Source organism: Caulobacter sp. FV2ps19 (assembly GCF_058681035.1).
On record NZ_CM178729.1, the window covers coordinates 2,717,467 to 2,737,743 of the forward strand.

At 66.7% G+C, this 20,277-nt stretch carries 20 protein-coding genes and 1 pseudogene; 19 read left to right on the top strand and 2 right to left on the bottom strand.

Annotated features, from left to right (window positions below; all coding sequences use genetic code 11):
* Positions 1-6: 6 nt before the first annotated feature.
* The 9 genes from ccoO (at position 7) to ACW18B_RS12880 (ending at position 8,338) form a co-directional block, all read left to right on the top strand.
* Positions 7-750: a cytochrome-c oxidase, cbb3-type subunit II gene (gene ccoO / locus ACW18B_RS12840; RefSeq protein WP_492047433.1), complete on the top strand. Its 744-nt coding sequence runs from the start codon at positions 7-9 to the stop codon at positions 748-750.
* Positions 747-914 (top strand): cbb3-type cytochrome c oxidase subunit 3, encoded by a 168-nt coding sequence (locus tag ACW18B_RS12845; protein WP_492047434.1) that lies wholly within the window; start codon positions 747-749, stop codon positions 912-914. The genes ccoO and ACW18B_RS12845 overlap by 4 nt, the downstream gene beginning before the upstream one ends.
* A complete protein-coding gene (gene ccoP / locus ACW18B_RS12850) occupies positions 914-1,783 on the top strand; it encodes a cytochrome-c oxidase, cbb3-type subunit III (protein ID WP_492047435.1) in 870 nt (289 codons plus the stop codon). The genes ACW18B_RS12845 and ccoP overlap by 1 nt, the downstream gene beginning before the upstream one ends.
* 5 nt (positions 1,784-1,788) lie before the next feature.
* Entirely contained in the window at positions 1,789-3,282 is a 1,494-nt protein-coding gene (ccoG, locus tag ACW18B_RS12855) for a cytochrome c oxidase accessory protein CcoG (RefSeq protein ID WP_492047436.1), read from the top strand.
* Complete coding sequence (locus ACW18B_RS12860) at positions 3,279-3,785, top strand: FixH family protein (protein WP_492047437.1); 507 nt, start codon at positions 3,279-3,281, stop codon at positions 3,783-3,785. The genes ccoG and ACW18B_RS12860 overlap by 4 nt, the downstream gene beginning before the upstream one ends.
* A complete protein-coding gene (locus ACW18B_RS12865) occupies positions 3,782-5,959 on the top strand; it encodes a heavy metal translocating P-type ATPase (protein WP_492047438.1) in 2,178 nt (725 codons plus the stop codon). Before ACW18B_RS12860 ends, ACW18B_RS12865 begins: the two co-directional genes overlap by 4 nt.
* Positions 5,956-6,126: a cbb3-type cytochrome oxidase assembly protein CcoS gene (gene ccoS, locus ACW18B_RS12870; protein ID WP_492047439.1), complete on the top strand. Its 171-nt coding sequence runs from the start codon at positions 5,956-5,958 to the stop codon at positions 6,124-6,126. Before ACW18B_RS12865 ends, ccoS begins: the two co-directional genes overlap by 4 nt.
* Before the next feature lie 65 nt (positions 6,127-6,191).
* Positions 6,192-7,586, top strand: a complete 1,395-nt coding sequence (gene hemN, locus ACW18B_RS12875) for an oxygen-independent coproporphyrinogen III oxidase (protein WP_492047440.1) — start codon at positions 6,192-6,194, stop codon at positions 7,584-7,586.
* A 32-nt stretch (positions 7,587-7,618) separates the two neighbouring features.
* Complete coding sequence (locus ACW18B_RS12880; protein WP_492051707.1) at positions 7,619-8,338, top strand: helix-turn-helix domain-containing protein; 720 nt, start codon at positions 7,619-7,621, stop codon at positions 8,336-8,338.
* A gap of 2 nt (positions 8,339-8,340) precedes the next feature.
* Here ACW18B_RS12880 and ACW18B_RS12885 read toward each other — a convergent pair whose 3' ends face one another.
* Positions 8,341-9,609, bottom strand: coding sequence for a DUF5690 family protein (locus ACW18B_RS12885; RefSeq protein ID WP_492047441.1), 1,269 nt, complete (start codon positions 9,607-9,609; stop codon positions 8,341-8,343).
* Between the two features lie 156 nt (positions 9,610-9,765).
* Here ACW18B_RS12885 and ACW18B_RS12890 point away from each other — a divergent pair, with 156 nt between their 5' ends.
* Complete coding sequence (locus ACW18B_RS12890) at positions 9,766-11,637, top strand: Ca2+-dependent phosphoinositide-specific phospholipase C (RefSeq protein WP_492047442.1); 1,872 nt, start codon at positions 9,766-9,768, stop codon at positions 11,635-11,637.
* Between the two features lie 13 nt (positions 11,638-11,650).
* On the opposite strand, the gene ACW18B_RS12895 is transcribed toward ACW18B_RS12890, so the two are convergent.
* Positions 11,651-12,406 carry a UTRA domain-containing protein gene (locus tag ACW18B_RS12895; RefSeq protein ID WP_492047443.1) on the bottom strand — a complete coding sequence of 252 codons (756 nt, stop codon included), beginning with the start codon at positions 12,404-12,406 and terminating at the stop codon, positions 11,651-11,653.
* A 192-nt stretch (positions 12,407-12,598) separates the two neighbouring features.
* Between ACW18B_RS12895 and ACW18B_RS12900 the strand changes: the two genes are divergently transcribed.
* From ACW18B_RS12900 to ACW18B_RS12940, 9 genes and pseudogenes are all read left to right on the top strand, one after another.
* Positions 12,599-14,749 carry a phosphocholine-specific phospholipase C gene (locus ACW18B_RS12900; protein WP_492047444.1) on the top strand — a complete coding sequence of 717 codons (2,151 nt, stop codon included), beginning with the start codon at positions 12,599-12,601 and terminating at the stop codon, positions 14,747-14,749.
* Positions 14,750-14,798: 49 nt separating this feature from the next.
* The gene (locus ACW18B_RS12905; RefSeq protein ID WP_492047445.1) at positions 14,799-15,368 is read left to right on the top strand and encodes an HD domain-containing protein; all 570 of its coding nucleotides are present in this window, start codon (positions 14,799-14,801) and stop codon (positions 15,366-15,368) included.
* Between the two features lie 97 nt (positions 15,369-15,465).
* Positions 15,466-16,605, top strand: a complete 1,140-nt coding sequence (locus ACW18B_RS12910) for a TIGR03364 family FAD-dependent oxidoreductase (RefSeq protein WP_492047446.1) — start codon at positions 15,466-15,468, stop codon at positions 16,603-16,605.
* Positions 16,602-17,420, top strand: a complete 819-nt coding sequence (phnX, locus tag ACW18B_RS12915; RefSeq protein ID WP_492047447.1) for a phosphonoacetaldehyde hydrolase — start codon at positions 16,602-16,604, stop codon at positions 17,418-17,420. Before ACW18B_RS12910 ends, phnX begins: the two co-directional genes overlap by 4 nt.
* A gap of 74 nt (positions 17,421-17,494) precedes the next feature.
* Positions 17,495-17,845 (top strand): annotated as a pseudogene (locus tag ACW18B_RS12920) (DUF1348 family protein); the annotation flags it as partial.
* Between the two features lie 264 nt (positions 17,846-18,109).
* Positions 18,110-18,454 (top strand): DUF8776 family protein, encoded by a 345-nt coding sequence (locus ACW18B_RS12925; protein ID WP_492047448.1) that lies wholly within the window; start codon positions 18,110-18,112, stop codon positions 18,452-18,454.
* A 33-nt stretch (positions 18,455-18,487) separates the two neighbouring features.
* Positions 18,488-19,033 carry a 2'-5' RNA ligase family protein gene (locus ACW18B_RS12930; RefSeq protein ID WP_492047449.1) on the top strand — a complete coding sequence of 182 codons (546 nt, stop codon included), beginning with the start codon at positions 18,488-18,490 and terminating at the stop codon, positions 19,031-19,033.
* A 62-nt stretch (positions 19,034-19,095) separates the two neighbouring features.
* Entirely contained in the window at positions 19,096-19,452 is a 357-nt protein-coding gene (locus tag ACW18B_RS12935; RefSeq protein WP_492047450.1) for an ArsC family reductase, read from the top strand.
* 115 nt (positions 19,453-19,567) lie between these two features.
* On the top strand, positions 19,568-20,233 hold the full coding sequence (locus ACW18B_RS12940) for an HAD hydrolase-like protein (RefSeq protein WP_492047451.1): 666 nt from the start codon (positions 19,568-19,570) through the stop codon (positions 20,231-20,233).
* Positions 20,234-20,277 lie beyond the last annotated feature (44 nt).

Consider the following 20,277-nt stretch of genomic DNA (forward strand, 5'->3'; position numbering starts at 1 on the left):
TCCCTGATGTCACTCTGGAAGCACCACGCCAAGTTCGAGCGGCATTCGCTGCTGCTCGTCGTCGGCATCCTCGTGGTCGTCTCGATCGGCGGCCTCGTGGAAATCGCCCCGCTGTTCTGGCTGCAGAGCACGATCGAGAAGGTGGACGGCATGCGTCCCTACACCCCGCTCGAACTGGCCGGCCGCGACATCTATGTCCGCGAGGGCTGCTATCTGTGCCACTCGCAGATGATCCGCCCGCTGCGCGACGAGGTCGAACGCTACGGCCACTACAGCCTGGCGGCCGAGAGCATGTACGACCACCCGTTCCAGTGGGGGTCCAAGCGCACGGGTCCCGACCTGGCGCGCGTGGGCGGCAAGTATTCCGACTCCTGGCATCGCGACCACCTGGCCGATCCCCGGTCGGTCGTGCCGGAATCGGTGATGCCCCCCTACAAGTTCCTGGCCAAGAAGGAGCTCGACTACAGCGATATCGCCGACAAGATGCGCACCCTGCACACGGTGGGCGTCCCCTACACCGAGGACGAGATCGCCAACGCCAAGAAGGATCTCGAGGCCCAGGCCGATCCCTATTCGACCGATGCGGTCGGCCTCAAGGCGCGCTACGGCGCCAAGGTGGTCAATCGCGACTTCGACGGCGATCCCGAAAAGATCACCGAGATGGACGCCGCGATCGCCTATCTGCAGATGCTGGGCACGCTGGTCGATTTCAACTCCTACAAGGCTCTGGCCCCGGAGAACCAACGATGAGCGGTCTCTCCTACGAAGACGTCGCGCGCTTCGCGCAGCAGGCCGGGCTGATCTATTTCGGCCTGATCTTCCTCGTCGGCGTCGCCTACGCCCTGCGGCCTTCCAAGAAGGCTGAATTTCAACACGCCGCGCGTATGCCGCTGGAAGACGAGGAGCTGCTCTGATGGCGCTCGACCGCGAAACCGACGACGTCACCGGCGTCGAAACCACCGGCCACGAATGGGATGGCATCCGCGAGCTCGACAATCCTCTGCCGCGCTGGTGGCTGTGGACCTGGTTTGGCTGTATCGCCGTGGCCATCGGCTACTGGGTGCTGATGCCCGCCTGGCCCGGCCTGCATGGCTACACCAGGGGGCTCCTGCACGCTTCCGATCGGGCCGAGGTCGCCACCGAGCTTCACGCTCTGGATGTACAGCGCGGCTCGGGCGCGGCCATGATGCGCAAGGCCAGCCTGGAACAGATCGAGCAAACCCCTGAGCTGCAAGCCTACGCCCAGCAGGTCGGACAGTCGGTCTTCGGCGACAATTGCGCCACTTGCCACGGCATCGGCGGCACCGGCGGCAAGGGCTATCCCAACCTGCGCGATGACGTCTGGCTGTGGGGCGGCACGCTGGAGGATATCCAGCAGACCATCACGGTGGGCATTCGCTCAGATCATGCCAACGCGCGCATGTCGCAGATGCCCGCCTTCGGCCGCGACCAACTGCTGCCGCCGGCGACGATCAGCGATCTGACCGAATATGTGGTCAAGATCTCGGGGCGTCCCGCTGACGCGGCCGCCGTCGCGCGCGCCGCGCCGGTCTTCGCCGCCCAGTGCGTCGCCTGCCACGGCGCCGATGGACGCGGAAGTCAGGAGCTCGGCGCGCCGAACCTGACCGACGCCGATTGGCTTTACGGCTCGGATCGCAAGACCATCAACGGCCAGATCTTTTCCGGCAATGGCGGGGTGATGCCCACCTGGGGCGGTCGTCTCAGCCCGGAAACCATCAAGGCTCTGGCGGTTTATGTCCATGCCAACGCGGGCGGTCAGTAGGGCCCATGCCCACCCTCATCGACAATACGCGTTCCAAGCCTGAACCCCGAGCGACGGTCTCGGCCGCCGCTCGGGCCAAGGAAAAGGGCGACGCCAAGGGCGGTCTCTACAAGCCCCGCGAGCCCATCTATCCCAAGCTGGTGCATGGCCGCTGGCGGACGGTGAAGTGGGCTCTGCTCATCATCACCCTGGCGATCTACTACATCACGCCCTGGATCCGGTGGACGCGGCCCGGCGACCTGCCGCAACAGGCGGTGCTGGTCGATTTCGCCGGCCGCCGTTTCTACTTCTTCGACATCCAGCTGTGGCCGCAGGAAGTCTATATCTTCACCGGCCTGCTGGTGATCGCCGCCCTGGCGCTGTTTCTGGTGACGGCCCTGTTTGGTCGTCTCTGGTGTGGCTATGCCTGTCCGCAGACGGTCTGGACCGACCTGTACATCGCGGTCGAGCGCGTGTTCGAGGGCGATCGCAACGCCCGCATGCGCCTGGACGCCCAGCCGATGTCGTTCGACAAGCTGTGGCGCAAGACCGGCAAGCACCTGACGTGGCTGGGCATCGCCTTCGGCACGGGCGGCGCGTGGATCTTCTATTTCCATGATGCGCCGACCCTGATCCGCACGTTCTGGATCGGGCAGGGCGCTGTCACCGCCTATGTCTCGTGCGCGCTGCTGACAGCGACCACCTATGTCTTCGCCGGCTGGATGCGCGAGCAGGTCTGCACCTATATGTGCCCCTGGCCCCGGATCCAGGGCGCCATGCTGGACGAGCATTCGCTGCAGGTGGCCTATCTGCGTGATCGCGGCGAGCCGCGCGGCGCCCACAAGAAAGGCCAGACCTGGGAACGGCGCGGGGATTGCATCGACTGCAACCAGTGCGTCGTCGTCTGCCCGATGGGCATCGACATTCGCGACGGCAGCCAGCTGGAATGCATCAATTGCGGCCTGTGCGTTGACGCCTGCGATGACATCCTGGGGCGTCTGGGCCGGCCCACGGGCCTGATCGCCTATGACACAGACTCCGCCGTCGCCGCCCGGGGCTGCGGCCAGAAGGCGGTCTACAAGTTCGTTCGTCCTCGCACGATCTACTACGCCCTGGCCCTGACCCTGGTCTCGGGCCTGACCCTGTGGGCGCTGGTCGGTCGGCCCCAGGCCGACGTCCATGTCATCCGCGACCGCAATCCGATCTTCGTCCGCCTGCATGATGGCGCGGTGCGCGACGGCTACACCCTGAAGATCGCCAATCGCACCTTCGCCGATAGGCGGTTCGACGTCGCCTTCGCCGGCCTGCCGGGCGCTCGCCTCAGTCAGCCCGGCCTCGCGGGCTCCAGCGTCAGCGTCCTGGTGCCGGCCGATCAGGTCGTGGCGGTTCGGGTGTTCGTGACCGCGCCGCCCGATGCGGATCGCGCCCCCAGCCTGCCGGGCCGTTTCGTCGTCCGTTCGGGCGATATCCAGACCGAAGCCAAGACCGTCTTCCTCTCCGGAGCCGCGAACCCGCAATGACCCTGGCTGCTTCTCCCGCGACCGTCCCTGTCCCGCCGCCCGTAAAGGGACAGATCAAGGGCTGGCACGTCTTGATCGGCATGGTGCTGTTCTTCGCGATCGTCATCGGCGTCGACACGCTGTTCATGATCAAGGCCTACAGCACGTTTTCGGGTGAGGTCGCCTCCAATCCCTATGAGGCGGGCCTGGCCTTCAATCGCACCCTGGCCCTGCGCGAGCGGGAAGCGGCGCTGGGCTGGGCCGCTGTCGTCGAGACCCCCGCGCCGGGCGTCGTGGTCCTGCGGGTGAAGGACAAGGCCGGCAAGCCGTTGTCGGCCCTGTCGCTGACGGGAACCCTGGAGCGTCCGGCCACCGAGACAGGGCGTCAGGTTCTCAATTTCAAACCCATCGGCGAGGGGCGCTATCAGGCCAGCGCCAGGCTGGACGGCGCCTGGGACCTGCACGCCACGGCCCGCAACGGCAGCGATCAGTTCGAGATCGGCACCCGGCTGGTGGCGCCATGAGTCCCGCGCTCGCCGTTCGACGCGATCTGGAAGCCTTCGTCCGGCGCGATGCGGCGGGACGAGGGCGCCTGGAACTGCTGGTCAATGGCGCGCGCTGCGCGGGCTGTATCGGCAAGATCGAAAAGGCCGTGCGCGACTTGCCGGGCGTCGGCGGCGCACGTCTGAACCTGACGACCGGCAAGCTGGCGGTCGATCTCGACGCAAACTCGGCCGATCCCGATCGCGTGGTCCAGGCCGTCGAGGACCTGGGCTATCGCGCCTGCCTGTTCGATCCGACCGAAGCGGCCGCCGCTCAGGACCGCGAAGGTCACGATCTGGCTGTCGCCCTGGGCGTCGCCGGTTTTGGGGCCGGCAATGTGATGATGTTCTCCGTCCCGGCCTGGGCGGGGCTGTTTGGTCAGGAGCTGAACGGCTCGACCCTGACGGTGATGTACTGGCTGGCCGCCCTGGTCGCCACGCCCTGCGCGCTGTTCGCGGGACGGCCGTTCTTCCGCTCGGCCTGGGCGTCGCTGCGGCGCGGCAAGGCCAATATGGATGTGCCGATCTCGATCGGCGTGATCCTGACCCTGATCGTCAGCTTCTCCGAGACCATCCTGGGCGGTCGCCACGCCTATTTCGATGCGGCGGTGACACTGCTGTTCCTGCTGCTGATCGGTCGCTATCTGGACCATCGGCTGCGGGCCAACGCCCGCTCGGCGGCGCGGGACCTTCTGGCGCTGCAAGCCCCAGTGGCGATCCGGTTGGACGGTGAGCTTGAGCAGGGTGTTCCGGTGGCGGATGTGCGCGTGGGCGACCGCGTGGTCATCGCGCCCGGTGACCGCGTGCCGGTCGACGGCCGGGTCGAGGCGGGACTATCAGAACTCGACAACGCCCTGATCACCGGCGAGACGGCGCTCGCACCGGTCGGCGTCGGATCCAGCCTGCACGCCGGGGCGCTGAATCTCACCGGTCGGCTGATCATGACGGTCACGGCGCGCAGCGAGGACTCCACCCTCGCGGCCATCGCCCGACTGATGGAAGCCGGGGCCCAAAGCCGCTCAGCCTATGTGCGCCTGGCCGACAAGGCCGCCGCGCTCTATGTGCCGATCGTGCATACGGCCGCCGCCGCGACCTTCCTGGGGTCATGGGCCCTGGGTCTGGGGCCGCGCGAGGCCTTGCTGCGCGCCGCGGCGGTGCTGATCGTCACCTGTCCCTGCGCCCTGGGTCTTGCGGTTCCGGCCGTTCAGATCGCCGCCAGCAGCCGGCTGTTTCGCAAGGGCGTGCTGGTCAAGTCGGGCGCGGCCCTGGAGCGTCTGGCCGAGATCGATCACGTGGTGTTCGACAAAACCGGCGTCCTGACCGAAGGGCGGCCTCGCCTGATCGACGCGCCGACCCACCTGATCGTCATGGCCGCGCCTCTGGCTCGCGGCTCCCGCCACCCCCTGGCCCGCGCCCTGGCCGCCGAGGCGGGACTGGGTCTGGTCGCCCAGGATTGCGTCGAGACGCCGGGGCAGGGCGTCGAGGGGCTCATCGGCGGTCGGCGGGCCCGTCTGGGTCGGGCGGCTTTCGTGGGCGTCACCGGCCGCTACGCCGGGGAGACCGAACTGTGGTTCGGTTTCGACGGAGATGTGAAAATCCGCTTCACGTTCGAGGACCAGCCGCGCGCTGACGCCGCCGCGACCATCGCCGCCCTTCGCCGCCTGGGGCTGGGCGTCGAGATCCTCTCGGGTGATCTGGAGGGACCCGTCGCCCGCATCGCCAACGCGGTAGGTCTGGACGACGCCTGGCAGGCGGAACTGACCCCCTTTGACAAGGCCGAGGTCATCGACCGGCTGAAGGCCGAGGGCCGCAAGGTCCTGATGGTCGGCGACGGCCTCAATGACGCTGCGGCCCTGGCCCGCGCCCACGCTTCCATGGCGCCGGGAGCCGCCGTCGACGCGGCGCAGAACGCCGCCGATCTCGTGTTCACCGGTGAAGGTCTGGGCGCGGTGACCCAATCGATCCTGGTCGCCCGCACGGCGCGTCGCCGCGCCCTGGAGAATTTTGCCTTCTCGGCGCTCTACAACCTCGTCGCCGCGCCGGCGGCGATGTTTGGCCTGATCAATCCGTTCATCGCCGCCCTGGCCATGTCGGGATCGTCAATCGCCGTGCTGCTCAATGCCGTGCGCCCCCATCTGGGCTGGAGGCGCAAGTGACGGTCCTGCTCTTTCTCGCCCCGATCTCCCTGGCCCTCGGCACCCTTGGGCTCGCCGCCTTTCTGTGGACCATGCGGTCAGGCCAGTACGATGATCCCAAGGGCGATGCGGCGCGCATCCTCTACGACCATCTCGAAGAGCTTCCGCCGTCGGATAAGCCTGATTGATCCAGATCACGGACTGAATGCGGCAATCCATGGACAATGCCTTGGTTGAACAGGAGCAAATCGCCATGACTGTCGCCTCGGCCCTCGCGCCTGCCCGGAACGCCGAGGCGCTGCCTGCGCCCCTGTTGCTCCAACGCTATGAGAGCCGCGCGCCGCGCTACACCAGCTATCCCACCGCGCTGCAGTTTTCCGGTGAGGTGACGGGCGAGCTCTACGGCGACTGGCTTGCCGGGCTGGATCCGCAGGAGCCTGTCTCGGTCTATGCCCACATCCCGTTCTGCAATCGGCTGTGCTGGTACTGCGGCTGCAATACCCGGGTGGTCAAAAAGCCGAACCTGATTAGCGAATATGTCGACTATCTGATCGAGGAGCTGGCTCTGGTCGAGGCCCGGCTCCCGGGGCGGCTGAAGGCCGGCGCTGTGCACCTGGGCGGCGGCACGCCCAACGTCCTGTCCCGCGATGATCTGGTGCGCCTGTTCGGAGCCCTGCGTCACGTCTTTCCCTTCGCGCCTGGCGTACAGATCTCTGCGGAACTCGATCCGGCCGTCCTGACAGAAGCCTGGGTCAAGGCCGCCGCCTTCCATGGCCTGAACCGGGCCAGTCTGGGCGTCCAGGATCTGGCGCCGCATGTGCAGGACGCTGTCAACCGGATCGAGCCCTTCGACGTCGTGGCCCGCGCCGTCGGCTGGCTGCGCCAGGCGGAAATCGCCTCGATCAATCTGGACCTGATGTATGGCCTGCCGCGCCAGACCGTCGATGACGTGGTCTCGACCCTGGATGCGATCCTGACCCTTAAACCGGAACGCATCGCACTGTTCGGCTATGCCCACGTGCCGTGGGCCCGGCCACACCAGAAGCTCATCCAGGACGCCGACCTGCCCGACGCCGCGGCCCGCTCCCAGCAGAGCCAGGTCGCGGCCGAACGTCTGGAGCGCGCCGGCTATGTGGCTATTGGCCTGGATCACTTCGCCCTGCCCAGCGACGCCCTGGCGACCGGCGCGGCCGATGGAACCCTGCGACGCAATTTCCAGGGCTACACCACCGATCCGCACCCGACCCTGATCGGGCTGGGCGCGTCCTCGATCGGGCGTCTGCCGCAGGGCTTTGCCCAGAACGTCTCCAGCGAGGTGGCCTGGCGGGCGGCGATCTCCGAGGGGCGTCTGCCCGTGGCGCGCGGGGTGGTCCTCACCGACGATGACCGCCTGCGCGGCGACGTCATCGAGCGGCTGATGTGCGACTTCACGGTCGATCTGGGTCAAGTCGCCGCCCGCCATGGCGTTGCGCCCGGAGTCTTCGCCGAAGACATGGTTCGGTTAAAGGTTCTGGTCGCCGATGGATTGGTCGTCGTGGACGGTGATCGGGTTGCGGTAACGGCGGCCGGACGACCGTTCGTGAGACTGGCCGCCCAGGCCTTCGATCGCCGGTCGAAGGACGACGGGAGTTTTTCCCGGGTCGTCTAGGCTCGTCGCGTGTGAGGGGGAGGGCGTCCTTGATGAAGATCAAGGCGAGGGCGCTTCCAAAGCCTCAGCATTACGCCTTGATGAATCAGGCCCCGGATAATGATCACCTGAACAAGGTGGCGCTCTTTTCGCCGATGAGCCCGGCGGCGCGTCGCGCCCTGGCCTCGGCCGGAGAAACGCTGTCTGTCGCCAAGGGGCGGGTGGTCGATGTTCGGGGACGGGACGCCCTGCTTGTGCTGCTGGAGGGCGCGGTCGCCCTGAGCGTGCAGGAGACCGACCGCCAGGCGATCCTGTCGACGGTCCGCGCGCCCCAGACCCTGAACCTGGCCTGTGTGATGGGCCAGGCTCGTTGCGAGATCCAATGGCGCGCACTGGAGCCGACCACCGTGCTGATCGTGCCTGGAGACCTGTTCCGGACCGCTCTGGCCCGTGACGCCCGTCTGGCCGCGCGAGCCTGTGGCGAACTGGCTGTGGCCTATCAGCAATTGCTCTCAGGCGCGGCCGGCCAGCGACTGCAGACCGCGCAACGCCGTGTCGCCGACTATCTTTTGTCCCTGGTCTCCGCGCCGCTGGGCAAGGCCGTGGTGCAACTGCCGTACGAGAAGCACCTGCTGGCCTCCTTGCTCGGCATGACCCCCGAGAATTTCTCGCGCGCTCTGGCCCGTCTGTCTGAATATGGCGTGTCGGTCAGGGGCTCCGACGTTGACATTGTGCAGGTCGAGCGCCTGCGCGCAGGTCTGATGGCGATGTAGCGTCAGCGACGCCGGTAGAAATAGATCCCCGACAGCGTGACGAAAACGCCGCCCACGATCGCGGTGGCGTAGGCGCTGGTGATGAAGAAGGGCAGCCATTCGAGGCTGACGACCCCGAAATTGCGCCAGAGCAGCAGGGCGACGCTGCCCAGATAGCCCGAGGCGTCCGCCAGATAGATCAGGAAGCCGGCGGTCGCCACGCGGCCGCTGAAGGCGATCAGCCGGTCAAACAGCATGGCGTTGAATGGCGTGTAGGCCATGTAGAGGCCGGCGCCCGTCAGGATCATCCAGGGCAGGGGCGCGATCAGGTGGGCCTGGAACGCCAGGGTCGAGCCGCCCAACACCAGAAAGCCCGCGGCGACCATGCCGTGGATAACCATCAGGGCGCGGCGATTATCGCGGACGACCATCAGCGTCGCGAGGGCGGCGAGGGCGGCCACCGCCACGGGAAGCTCGCTGGCCGAGAACACGCCGGACTGGCCGCCATAGCCCAGCTCTTTCCAAATCTCGGCGGCGAAGTTGTCGCGGAAGTCGCGAAAGGCGGTCAGCAGAACATAGGAGATGACCAGCAGGGCCATGCCCGGTCCGTAACCGGCCAGGAAGGCCCGACGCTCGGCGGCGTTCATCGGCGCGCGCTTGACCCGTTCGGCCTCGTCCGCGGGGCCGGGCGGCGGCAGGATGCTGAGACCCCAGACCGAAACCAGCAGAAGGGGCATGAACAGCGCGCCTGTGGCGGCCGGCATCCAGAATCGGTCCACGTGAACCGTCAGCATCAGCCATGCGCCGACCGATTTCACGACGCCGGACGAGACGATGAAGCTGGCGCACAGGATGGCGCCCAGCACTTCGGAGACCCGGCGGCCCTCCATATAGCCAAACACCAGGCCCCAGATCATGCCCAGGGGGAGGCCGTTGAAGAACAGGGCGGCGACATTCCAGGGCGCGGGAATCAGGGCGAAGGCGACCAGGGCCAGCCAGGACACGGCGATCAGGCCGAGGATCGCGCCGGCCCTGCGGGCCGGATCGATCTCGGAGATCACCTTGACCCCGATCATCTTGGACAGCGCGTATCCCGCCACCTGGGCCAGAACCAGGGCGATCTTGTAGTCGAGCAGGAAGTGCCACCCCGGAACCGCGTCGAACGTCGCCGCCGTGAACGGCTTGCGGAATGCGTACATGGCGAAATAGGCGGAAAAGCCCGCCAGCCCCGCAAAGACCGTGAAGATCACAGGATTGGCGCGGGCCAAGGCTTGCTGCAGCTTACCGCTCACGTCGAACTTCCCCAGAAACGCGCCCGACCTGTACGTCGTACGTCCAAAAATTGGTATAGACCAAGCCTGTTGCGGTTGCATGACGGCGCTTGGTCATCGCGCTGTCGCATCCGCGCCCTAGTGAGGGCAGGCCGTCCGTTATCGGAGATCTGTGACATGCAAAAGATCTTGAAACTCTCCGCCCTCGCGCTGCTGGCGGGTCTTGTGGGCGGCGGGGCGCCCGTTGGGCAAGGCTGCAACGCCAAGGCGCCCGATGCGCATCTGGCGGGCGCCAACTGCGCGCGCATGTGGATGGACGCCAACCTCAAGCTCAACGATCTGATGATGGTCGGGACTCACAACAGCTACAAGACCGCGATTCCGCCGGCGGTGCTGGCCGCGATCGGCGAGCGCGGCAAGGGTCTGGACTATGCCCACCGTCCGCTTGTCGAGCAGTTGGACGACGGTGCGCGGCAGCTGGAGATAGACGTCTATTACGACCCGCAGGGCGGTCGCTTTTCCCATCCGATGTCGGTCAAGCTGACGGGCGAGCCGCTGGAGCCCTGGCGCGCAGCGGCCCTGGCCGAGCCCGGCTTCAAGGTCCTGCATGTGCCGGATGTCGATGTGCTGAGCGCCTGTCCGACCCTGGTCCTGTGCCTGGAGACCATCCGTCGCTGGTCGCTGGCCCATCCCGACCATGCGCCGATCCTGTTGATGTTCAACACCAAGACCGACGCGTCTCCGGTTCCCGGCGGAACCGGCGCCCTGCCGATGGACGCGGCGGCTTTCGACGCGCTGGACGCCGAGATCCGCAGCGTCTTCCCGGCCCACGCCCTGATCACTCCAGACGATGTGCAGGGCGGCTATCCGACGCTGCGTGAGGCGGTGCTGCACGACAACTGGCCCACCCTGGGTCAGGCGCGCGGCAAGGTGCTGTTCGCCCTGGACGAAGGTCCCGAAAAAGTCGCCGTCTATCGGGGGCCGCGCCGCTCGCTGGAAGGTCGCGTATTCTTCGTCAACACGGACGAGAACTCGCCCGCTGCGGCCTATCTGACTCTCAATGATCCGCTGGCGGACGCTGAGCGGATCCGCAAGGCGGTCAAGGCCGGCTTCATGGTCCGCACCCGCGCTGATTCCGATACAGCCGAGGCCCGCGCCAATGACGGGCGCCGCCGCGATGCGGCCCTGGTGTCGGGCGCCCAATATGTCTCGACGGACTATATGCGGCCCGATCCGCGCTGGGCGGGTGGCTATCAGGCCCGTCTGGCCGGCGAGGCCGTCGCGGTGTGCAATACCGTCCGCACCGGCAAGCGCTGCGCCGGCCTGGCCGTGGAAACCGGCCTGAAGCACGACGGCGACCGCTACCTGTCGCCGGGCGCCACGCCGGACGGCCTGCGCATCCTGCCGCCGCCGCCGAAGCCGGGATCTCCCCTGGCGGAGGCTGACCGCCGGATCTTTGAAGACACCCGCAAGCTGCAGGGGACCCCGCGCTGGAGCGTGGCGACGTCCGACGTCGATACCGACACGCTGGATTACTATGCCTGCGCCCTGGGCGTTCAACTGACGCCGCAGACCGCGCCGGTCCTGGCCCGACTGCTGGACAAGGTCAGCACCGGCGGTCTGGTCGGGGAGGTCAAGGACTACTATCGCAGCCGGCGACCCTATCTCGACACCAGCGCGCCGATCTGCCAGGCCCGCACCGATCACCTGGCCCAGAACGGCGACTATCCCAGCGGCCACACAGCCGGGGGCTGGGCCGAGGCGCTGGTGCTGGCCGAGCTGGTCCCGGACCGCGCCACGGCGATCCTGGCCCGGGGCAGGGCCTTTGGCGAAAGCCGGGCGATCTGCGGCGCGCACAGCGCCAGCGCGGTGCAGGCCGGGTTCATGTCCGGTTCCATTGTGGTGGCCGCCCTGCACGGTCAGCCCGCTTTCCGCGCCGATCTCGAGGCGGCCCGCGAGGAGCTCGCCCGGGTTCGCATGTCCGCGCCGGCCCCCGCCGCCGGGCAGTGCAAGCTGGAGCGCGAAGCGCTCTCGGCGCCGGGCTACTGACTTCAGGGGGCGATCAGCGGACGCGGATGTCGACGCTGATCTTCAGGGCGTCGTGACGCCAGTATTCGCGGTCATATTCCACGACGCGGCCTTGGGCGTCGTAGCACGTCCGCACCACGTTCAGGCCCGGAAGACCTGATTTCACCTTTAGGATTTCTGCGGGCTCGCGGGTGAGGGCGCAGGGCTGCATGTCCACCCGGTTGCGCGCCACGGAGATGTTGTAGGCGTTCTTGAGGATGCTGGTCAGGGACTGGTCCAGGCAATGGTCGATCAGGCCCGGCGCGACCTGGGCGTCGACCACGATGATCTCCACCAGAACAGCCCGGCCATCGATGTAGCGCCGCCGCCGGATCAGATACATCGGCGCCCCGACCGGGCGGTCGAAGATCTGCGACAGGAGGTCGTCGCACACAATCTGCGTCTTGCTCAGCGTCTCGGTGGCGGGGGTGCGGCCCTGGGCCTCGACATAGGACATGAAGCCGTCCCACCGCGTGGGGTCATAGACCACCGGCGGGGGCGAGACGTACCAGCCGCTGCGATCCTTGCGGTAGATGATCCCTTCGGCTTCGAGTTGGAACAGGCCTTCGCGGATCGTTCCCCGCGCCACCCCGGCGCTGGTATGCAGCTGGCGTTCGGAAGGGAGCCGCTGGCCGGGCTTCAGGTCGCCGGTGGCGATCCGCGCGGCGATGTCGTCGCGCATGTCCAGATAGTTCAAGCCTTCCGGAGAGTCCGCGCGGCCGGACGGGGATGCGGCTTTGGACTGTGACATGCATAGAGTCTCGAACGAGAAAGGGTGCAATCTAGTGGAGAACCATACGAATCCAACATGGAACCGTGCGAACCCGCCTCGGTCAGTTCAGGCGTGACCCCCGCAGCGCGCCGTCCATCAAATTTTCATGAAACCGTCGCTCTACAGCGCTGAAATTGGTCTATACCAATTACGCTGAAATATGGAGTGACGATGGCGACGAGCAGACGGGGTTTTCTCCGCACATCGGCGGGGGGGCTGGCGGCAGGAGCGGCGATGAACCTGCTGCCCTTGGCCGTGCGCAGGGCCATGGCCATTCCCGCGCACAGTCCGACCGGCACGATCATGGACGTCGAGCACGTGGTGATCTTCATGCAGGAGAACCGCGCCTTCGATCACTATTTCGGAACGTTGAGCGGCGTGCGCGGGTTGGGCGATCCTCGTCCCCAACGCCTGCCGGGCGGGGCTTCGGTGTGGCGTCAGCCCAGCCGCGAGCATCCCGACGGCTATGTCTCGCCGTTCTACGGCGACTCCAAAGCCACCAACGCCTACACGGTCGACGGCTCAGAGCAGAGCCACAAGGAAGCCAGCCTGATCGTCGACGGCGGGCGCTATGACCAGTGGGGCCGCTCGGGCGAGCTGCACAAGCGCATGGTCTATTACAAGGGCGCGGACCTGCCGTTCTATCACGCCCTGGCCGGCGCCTTCACGATCTGCGACGCCTATCACTGCTCGACCCTGACCCAGACCTATCCCAATCGCCTGCACCTGTTCACCGGCTGTAACGGCGGCGGAACGGTCGGCGGCGATCCGGAGATGACCAATTACGGCGAGGACGAAACGCCCAGCGCCGATATGGCCCAGGACCGGCCGATGGCTCACGGCCCCTACGACTGGACCACCTATGCCGAGCGCCTGCAGGCCGCCGACATCAGCTGGAAAGTCTATCAGGAATACGACAATTTCGGCGACAACATCCTGTCGGTGTTCAAGGCGTTCCGGCCGTGCGCCAAGGACTCGCCGCTCTATGCGCGCGGCCGCGCCTGGGCGTCAGAGCACAGGCCGAGCCCCGATCGTGAGCGCTCGGACGGCGAACAACTGGTCGAGGCGTTCCGCGCCGACCTGACCGCCGGGCGGTTGCCGCAGGTCTCGTGGATCGTCACCGCTGCTGACCTGTCGGAGCACCCGCAGGCCGAGCCGTCCAAGGGCGAGCATGTCTGCGCCAAGCTGATCGAGGCGCTGGTGGATCACCCCGAGGTGTTCGCCAAGACGGTGTTCATCGTCAACTATGATGAGGCCGGCGGGTTCTATGATCACATGCCGCCGCCGATGCCGCCGCTTACTCCCGAACAGGGCCACAGCACCGTCTCCGTGGCCGGGGAAGCCAAGGACTATGGCGACGGCGCGGGCGAGGGCTATGAGACTCTGAAAGGTCCGCACGCCCTGGGCCTGGGCATTCGGGTGCCCGCGATCATCGTCTCGCCCTGGAGCCGTGGCGGCTATGTCTGTTCAGAGGTGTTCGACCACACCTCGACCCTGAAGTTTCTGGAAAAGCGTTTTGGCGTCATGGAGCCCAATATCAGCGACTGGCGCCGTTCGGTGTGCGGCGACCTGACCTCGACCCTCGATTTTGCGGCGCCCAATCGCGATTGGACGAGCCTGACCCTGCCGCAGACCGCCGACTACATGGCGCGTGTTCGCCAGTCCAAGGCGGCGCCCACCCTGCGCATTCCCGAACGCCAGGCGCCCGGCGCGCAGGAAGCGGGGCAACGCCTAGCGCGGCCCCTGCCTTATCGCCTGGAGAGCCACGCCCGCGTGGAAGACGGGCGCGTCTGGATCGATCTGGTCAATTCCGGAACTGTTGGGGCCGTGTTCCAGGTGTTCGACAACACCGATCGCGCCGGGCCCTGGCGGTTCACCATCGGGGCCGGCGAGCACTATGCGGCGGGGCACTGGAACGGGGAGGGCGGGCTGGGCGCCTATGATCTCACGGTTCAGGGACCCAACGGCTTCTATCGCCGGTTCGCCGGCGACGCCCGTCGGGTCGAGCCGCTGGTGAAGGTGGCCGGGGTGGGGCCGCATGATCTGGCCCTCACGCTCTGGCGCCCGGACCGTACCGCTGTTCTGGCGACCCTCGAGATGGCGAGCGACTATCCGCTGGTGGAGGGGCAATCCCGTCGTCGGCTCAGGGCGTCGGCCAGCGGTCCTGCGCAAACCGTCTGGGATCTGCGCGGCAGCGACAACTGGTACGACCTGACCCTGCGGCTTCCTGATGACCCGACCTTCATTCGCAGGTTCGCCGGTCACCTGGAGACCGGGATGGCCAGCCGCACGGACCCGGCCATCGGCCGTATGCGCCTGTGAGCCCAACGACCACGACCTGTAACGCCTTCGTGCTTTCCCTGGATCTTCAATGACAACCTCTACCGCCGCAGATGCTTTCGTCACCGAACTGTCGGACCTGTTCGCCCGGCTGGGCGGCCTTCACTATGGAGAGGACGTCACCCAGCTCGAACACGCCCTGCAGACGGCCCACCACGCACGGGCCGATGGCGCGCCGCCGGCCCTGATCGCCGCCGCGCTGCTCCACGACGTGGGCCATCTGATGCAGAAGGTCGGCGAGGACGCCGCCGATCGGGGGATCGACACACGCCACGAACAGATCGGCGCCGGCTATCTGGCCCGGGCCTTCGGGCCGGAGGTGACCGAGCCGATCCGTCTGCATGTGGCGGCCAAGCGGTATCTGGTCGCCAAACAACCCGACTATCTGGAAGGCCTCAGCCAGGCGTCGCTGCAAAGCCTGGCGCTGCAGGGCGGCGCGATGAGCCCGGCCGAGGTCGAGGCCTTTCTGGCCGACCCCGCTTCCGAAGCCGCTTTGCGGCTGCGCAGCTATGACGAACTGGGCAAGGTCCAGGGGGTGGAGATGGCGGGTTTCGAGACCTATCGTGACCTGCTCTGCGACCTGATCGATCGTCGGGTTTAGGACAAGTCAGCACAGTAACACAAAGCCGGAGCCCGCGTTGACCGGGGCCCTGAGGGCCAGGCGGGAGCGGCTTTGGGTCAGCCAAGGGTAAGAGATCGTGCTGCAGGAAAAATTTGACCTTGTCGTCGTCGGCGCGGGCATTGTCGGCTTGGCCCACGCCCTGGCCGCAGCGCGGCTTGGCAAGCGCGTGGTGGTCATCGATCGCGACGCTCAGGCCAATGGCGCCTCGGTGCGCAATTTCGGCTTTGTGACGGTGACAGGCCAGGAGCGCGGGCGGACCTGGAATCTCGCCCGGCGCTCCCGCGACGTCTGGGCGGAGATCGCCCCCAAGGCGGGCATCGCCATTGAGCAGAGGGGCCTGACCATGGTCGCGCGCCGCCCGGAATCCCTGGCCGTGCTCGCCGCCTTTCTACAGACCGAAATGGGGGAGGGGTGTCGGCTGTTGTCGGCCGCCGAGACCCGGGCGTACTTGCCTGGAACGGCGCTGGACCTCCCTGCGGGCGCGCTTTTCAGCCCCCATGATCTGCGGGTCGAGTCGCCCACGGCCATTCCGCGCCTGGCCGCCTGGCTGGAGACCGCCTTTGGCGTGACCTTCCTGCGCGAGACCGCCGTGCATGCCGTGACGAGCGGCCAGGTCTCGACCTCGCGCGGGAGGATCGACTGCGAAGCGGTCGTGGTCTGTCCCGGCGATGACCTCTCCACCCTGTATCCGGACCTGATGGCGGCCCGCGCCGTCCAGCGTTGCCGCCTGCAGATGCTGCGCCTGGCCGATCCCGGATTCCGCCTGCCCAGCGCGGTGATGTCCGACCTGGGGCTGGTGCGCTATCTGGGCTATGCGGCCCTGCCCGAAGCGGCCGCCGTGCGCGCCCGGCTCGAGGCCGAGCAAGCCGAACATCTTGAGCATGGCGTCCACCTGATCGTGGTGCAGGCTCTGGACGGCTCGCTGGTGGTCGGCGACAGCCATCACTACGCCCCGACCCCCGATCCCTTCGCCATGGAGCCGGTGGACGCCCTCATCCTCGATGAATATGCCCGGGTGCTGGGCGCGCCGCCGCCGGTCCTGCAGCGCTGGACCGGCACCTATGCCTCCGCCGCGACCCATAGCTTCATCGAGGCTCCGGAAGCGGGCGTGCGCCTGGTCATCGTCACCAGCGGCACCGGCGCATCAACGTCCTTCGGTCTGGCCGAAGAGGTGATTGGCGAGCTTTACGGCGTTCAGAAGGATTTCGCAGCATGACCCTTTCCATCCAAGCCGTCGTGTTCGACTGGGCCGGGACCATGGTGGATTTCGGCTGCCGCGCCCCAGTGCGCGCCCTGCAGGAAGTGTTGCGAGGCGCCGGCGTCGATCCAACGGAGGCCGAGGTCCGGCGCGACATGGGCATGGCCAAGATCGCCCATATTCGGGCCCTGCTCGACATGCCGCGTCTGCGGGCCGAATGGATCGCGCGCCATGGCCGCGCACCCGACGACGCCGACGTCACGCGGCTGCACGACGCGGTCGAGCCCCTGATGTGCGCGGCGGCGGCGGAATGCGCGCAACTGATCCCTGGCGCGGCCGAGGTCGTGGCGGGGCTGCGCGCCCAGAGAATCAAGATCGGGTCGGGCACCGGCTATACCCGCACGATGATGGCCGAGATCCTGCCGCGCGCGGCGCAGCAAGGCTATGCGCCTGACGTTGTGGTGTGCTCTGGCGAGACCCCGGTAGGACGCCCTTCGCCGCTGCCGTTCTGGAAGGCTCTGGTGGAGCTGGGCGCCTGGCCGGCCCACGCCTGCGTCAAGGTGGACGACGCCGTGGTCGGCGTAGCCGAGGGGCGGGCCGCCGGCGCATGGACCGTCGGTCTGGCGGCCTCGGGCAATGGGGTCGGGCTGGGCCTGGTGGATTATCTGGCGCTTGAGCCGCAAGACCAGCGCGCCCGGGCCGATGCGGCGGGCGCGGCTCTGAACGCCGCCGGCGCGGACTTCGTCATCGACAGCGTCGCGGACCTGCCGACCGTGATCCTGGAGATTCAGCAGCGCCTGGCGCGCGGGATCCGACCGCGATCCGACGCCTGAGGATGAACCGGCGAGCGGTGCGCTGAGCGCATCAGGCGCTGGGCGCGTGTTGAACGTCGGGCAATAGCCAGGAGCCGCAAAGGGTGTCGCTGGCCTATACCGCCGACAGTCGCTGGCGCAACCGCAGCGTGTTCCTGCAGGGCCGCGCCGCCATTGTCGATTTTCTGACCCGGAAGTGGAGCCAGGAAGACGAGTACCGCCTGATCAAGGAACTCTGGGCCTTCACCGACGACCGGATCGCCGTTCGGTTTGTCTATGAGTGGCGCGACGCCAGGGGCGACTGGTTCCGCGCCCACGGCCTGATGCGCGAGCGACACGCCAGCATCAATGACGTCGCGATCCGTGATGATGAGCGGCTTTTTCACTGGGACCGCTTCGCCCCCCGTCCGGCTGACCATCCAGGCCTGAGTGATCTTGGGCTTTAGGGGGCCATGGTCTGGTTGCTTGGCGTTGCGCGTCGTCATCTGAACTTGTCCGGCGTCAAATAACCGCAGGTCAGACGACTTGATCTGATCCCAAAGTCACGTCAGGTCATCCGCGATTGATGATTCCCGACGTAAAGGACCCGTTCTGAGTCGGGCGATCTTTGGCGGGGATTAAACACACTTGCGGTCAGACCTAGGATCACTCCAACTTGGCCGTAATCAAGACCGCCAATAGAACCAGAGACACAAGTCGAGGGCATGACGATGTCGGAACAGAATAACGCCGCGGGGTCCAGCACCGCCGCAATCCTGGCGGCCGTATCGGCCGAGATGTCGATTGCCGCCGAGGCCTGCGGAAAGCTGGACGACGCACTGGGGCAGATCCTTCAGTCGACGCCGGCCGAGAACCGCAATCAGGTGATGCAGGAACTGCACATGGTTGACCTGCTGGCCCAGCACATCACGGCCGTCACGGACTTTACCCATCGCCTCGCCGACATCGCCTCGACCGAGGATGAGCTGGTGATCGAGGAAGCCCTGTCAGCCATCACCCTGGGTGACGTCGCCAATCGTCTGCGCGCCAGTCTGGCCGCCGCGAAGGCCGGTTAAAGTCGTCGGGCTATGGGGTCGGAGCAGTTGTCCTTGTTCGGGCTCGAGCCCGCGCGGCGCGACAAGCATCTGATCCTGATGGTCTATCCTGACGAACAGGCGAAGGCCGCCGCTCGGGCGCGCGGTCTTCGCTATCAGGTCGACAACCGGTTGGACGGCACGGTCTTCAACCCCGACCTGATGCATATCACGCTTGGTCATTTCGACTATTGGGACGCCGTGCCCCCAAGCCTCGTGGAGAGAATTTCACGGGCGGTTTCGACGCTCAAGATCGCGCCATTTGACCTGTCGCTGGATCAGATCGGCGGCTTTCCCCGGAACGTCGTGCTGCGCGGCGGGGAGGGCGTCCACGCATTGGAAGCCTTTCAGGCGGCGCTGCGTCAGGCGCTCGCATGGGAAAAGCTTGATGGCGCTCACCTGGCTTTCACGCCCCATATGACAGTGCTGTACGGGCAGCCAGGCGCTGTGGTCGCCCCTATTGAACCCGTGAGTTGGACCGTTCAGGAGTTCGCCCTGGTCGTCAGCCATCAAGGGCAGGGGCGGCACGAGGTCATCGCTCGCTATCCCCTCGCCAGCTGACTTGCGCGCTCGAACCTGGGGCGCTACCCGTCGCCGTCTAGTGGTTTGAAGGGGGCGTCGCCTTGAGCGTCACGATCTACGGCATCAAGGCCTGCGACACGATGAAGAAGGCCCGCGACTGGCTTGATGGGCAGGGCGTGTCCTACGCCTTTCACGACTACAAGACCGCGGGCGTTGATCGCGCTGCGCTGGAGCGTTGGGTGCGGGACCTGGGCTGGGAAACGGTGCTCAATCGCGCCGGGACGACGTTCAGAAAGCTGGCTGATTCTGACAGGCAGGATCTGAACGCGGAGAAGGCGATCGCCCTGATGGCGGCTCAACCTTCGATGATCAAACGCCCGATCCTCGATCTTGACGGAAAGTTGATCGCGGGCTTCAAGCCTGATGTTTATGCCCGGGCCTTCGGCAAGGCCGCCTAAGACGATCGGTCCCGCTGAAAGCCAGAACCCGGAATTTAGGGCGACAGGCGAGACAAACCGGGGCTATTTCGGCCGGCAACGGCCAGGTGAACTAGAAAAGCGCAGGAAACAACGCGTGGGAGCCCATCCCGTCCCGTCTTACGACATGGTGATCTTTGATTTCGACGGCACGCTGGCCGACAGCGCGTCGTGGATGATCGAGGCCATCAATCCGATGGCGCGCCGCTTTGGCTTCAAGGCGGTCACGGCCGAAGAGATCGACATGCTGCGCGGTCGGTCGACGCGCGAGGTGATCCGCTATCTGGGCATTTCGCCGTGGAAGCTGCCGATGATCGCCTCGTACGGCAAGAAGCTGATGGCGGCGGACTGGGGCTCCATCCCGATGTTCGCCGAAACCCCCACCATCCTCACGGCGCTGCATGAGGCCGGTTTGAAGCTGGCCGTGGTCAGTTCCAACAGCGAAAACACCATTCGCGCCGTGCTGGGTCCAGACCTGTCCCGGCTGATCAGCCAGTTCTCCTGTGGCGCGTCGCTGTTTGGCAAGGCTCGCAAGTTTCGCAAGGTGACCGCGGGGGTTCCGAGAGATCGGGTGCTCTGTATCGGCGACGAGACCCGGGATATCGAGGCGGCCAGAACCCTCGGCCTGGCCAGCGGCGCTGTGACCTGGGGCGCCGCCAAGCGCGCCATCCTGGTCGAGCACAGCCCGACGGTGCTGTTTGAGTCCCCCACTGAAATTATTTCGTATCTGGTTGCATCCAGAGCCCCGGTCGGCGGCGTCTAACCTTCAGACAAGGCGCGACGCTTCGCGCCGATCGGAGGGGCGAG

Excerpts from the sequence above, each read along its gene's own strand:
- ACW18B_RS12905 (WP_492047445.1), top strand. The coding sequence starts at position 14,799 with ATGACAACCTCTACCGCCGCAGATGCTTTCGTCACCGAACTGTCGGAC.
- ACW18B_RS12860 (WP_492047437.1), top strand. The coding sequence starts at position 3,279 with ATGACCCTGGCTGCTTCTCCCGCGACCGTCCCTGTCCCGCCGCCCGTA.
- ccoO (WP_492047433.1), top strand. The coding sequence starts at position 7 with ATGTCACTCTGGAAGCACCACGCCAAGTTCGAGCGGCATTCGCTGCTG.
- ACW18B_RS12865 (WP_492047438.1), top strand. The coding sequence starts at position 3,782 with ATGAGTCCCGCGCTCGCCGTTCGACGCGATCTGGAAGCCTTCGTCCGG.
- hemN (WP_492047440.1), top strand. The coding sequence starts at position 6,192 with ATGACTGTCGCCTCGGCCCTCGCGCCTGCCCGGAACGCCGAGGCGCTG.
- ACW18B_RS12895 (WP_492047443.1), bottom strand. The coding sequence starts at position 12,406 with ATGTCACAGTCCAAAGCCGCATCCCCGTCCGGCCGCGCGGACTCTCCG.
- phnX (WP_492047447.1), top strand. The coding sequence starts at position 16,602 with ATGACCCTTTCCATCCAAGCCGTCGTGTTCGACTGGGCCGGGACCATG.
- ccoP (WP_492047435.1), top strand. The coding sequence starts at position 914 with ATGGCGCTCGACCGCGAAACCGACGACGTCACCGGCGTCGAAACCACC.
- ACW18B_RS12880 (WP_492051707.1), top strand. The coding sequence starts at position 7,619 with ATGAAGATCAAGGCGAGGGCGCTTCCAAAGCCTCAGCATTACGCCTTG.
- ACW18B_RS12900 (WP_492047444.1), top strand. The coding sequence starts at position 12,599 with ATGGCGACGAGCAGACGGGGTTTTCTCCGCACATCGGCGGGGGGGCTG.
- ACW18B_RS12925 (WP_492047448.1), top strand. The coding sequence starts at position 18,110 with ATGTCGGAACAGAATAACGCCGCGGGGTCCAGCACCGCCGCAATCCTG.
- ccoG (WP_492047436.1), top strand. The coding sequence starts at position 1,789 with ATGCCCACCCTCATCGACAATACGCGTTCCAAGCCTGAACCCCGAGCG.
- ACW18B_RS12890 (WP_492047442.1), top strand. The coding sequence starts at position 9,766 with ATGCAAAAGATCTTGAAACTCTCCGCCCTCGCGCTGCTGGCGGGTCTT.
- ACW18B_RS12845 (WP_492047434.1), top strand. The coding sequence starts at position 747 with ATGAGCGGTCTCTCCTACGAAGACGTCGCGCGCTTCGCGCAGCAGGCC.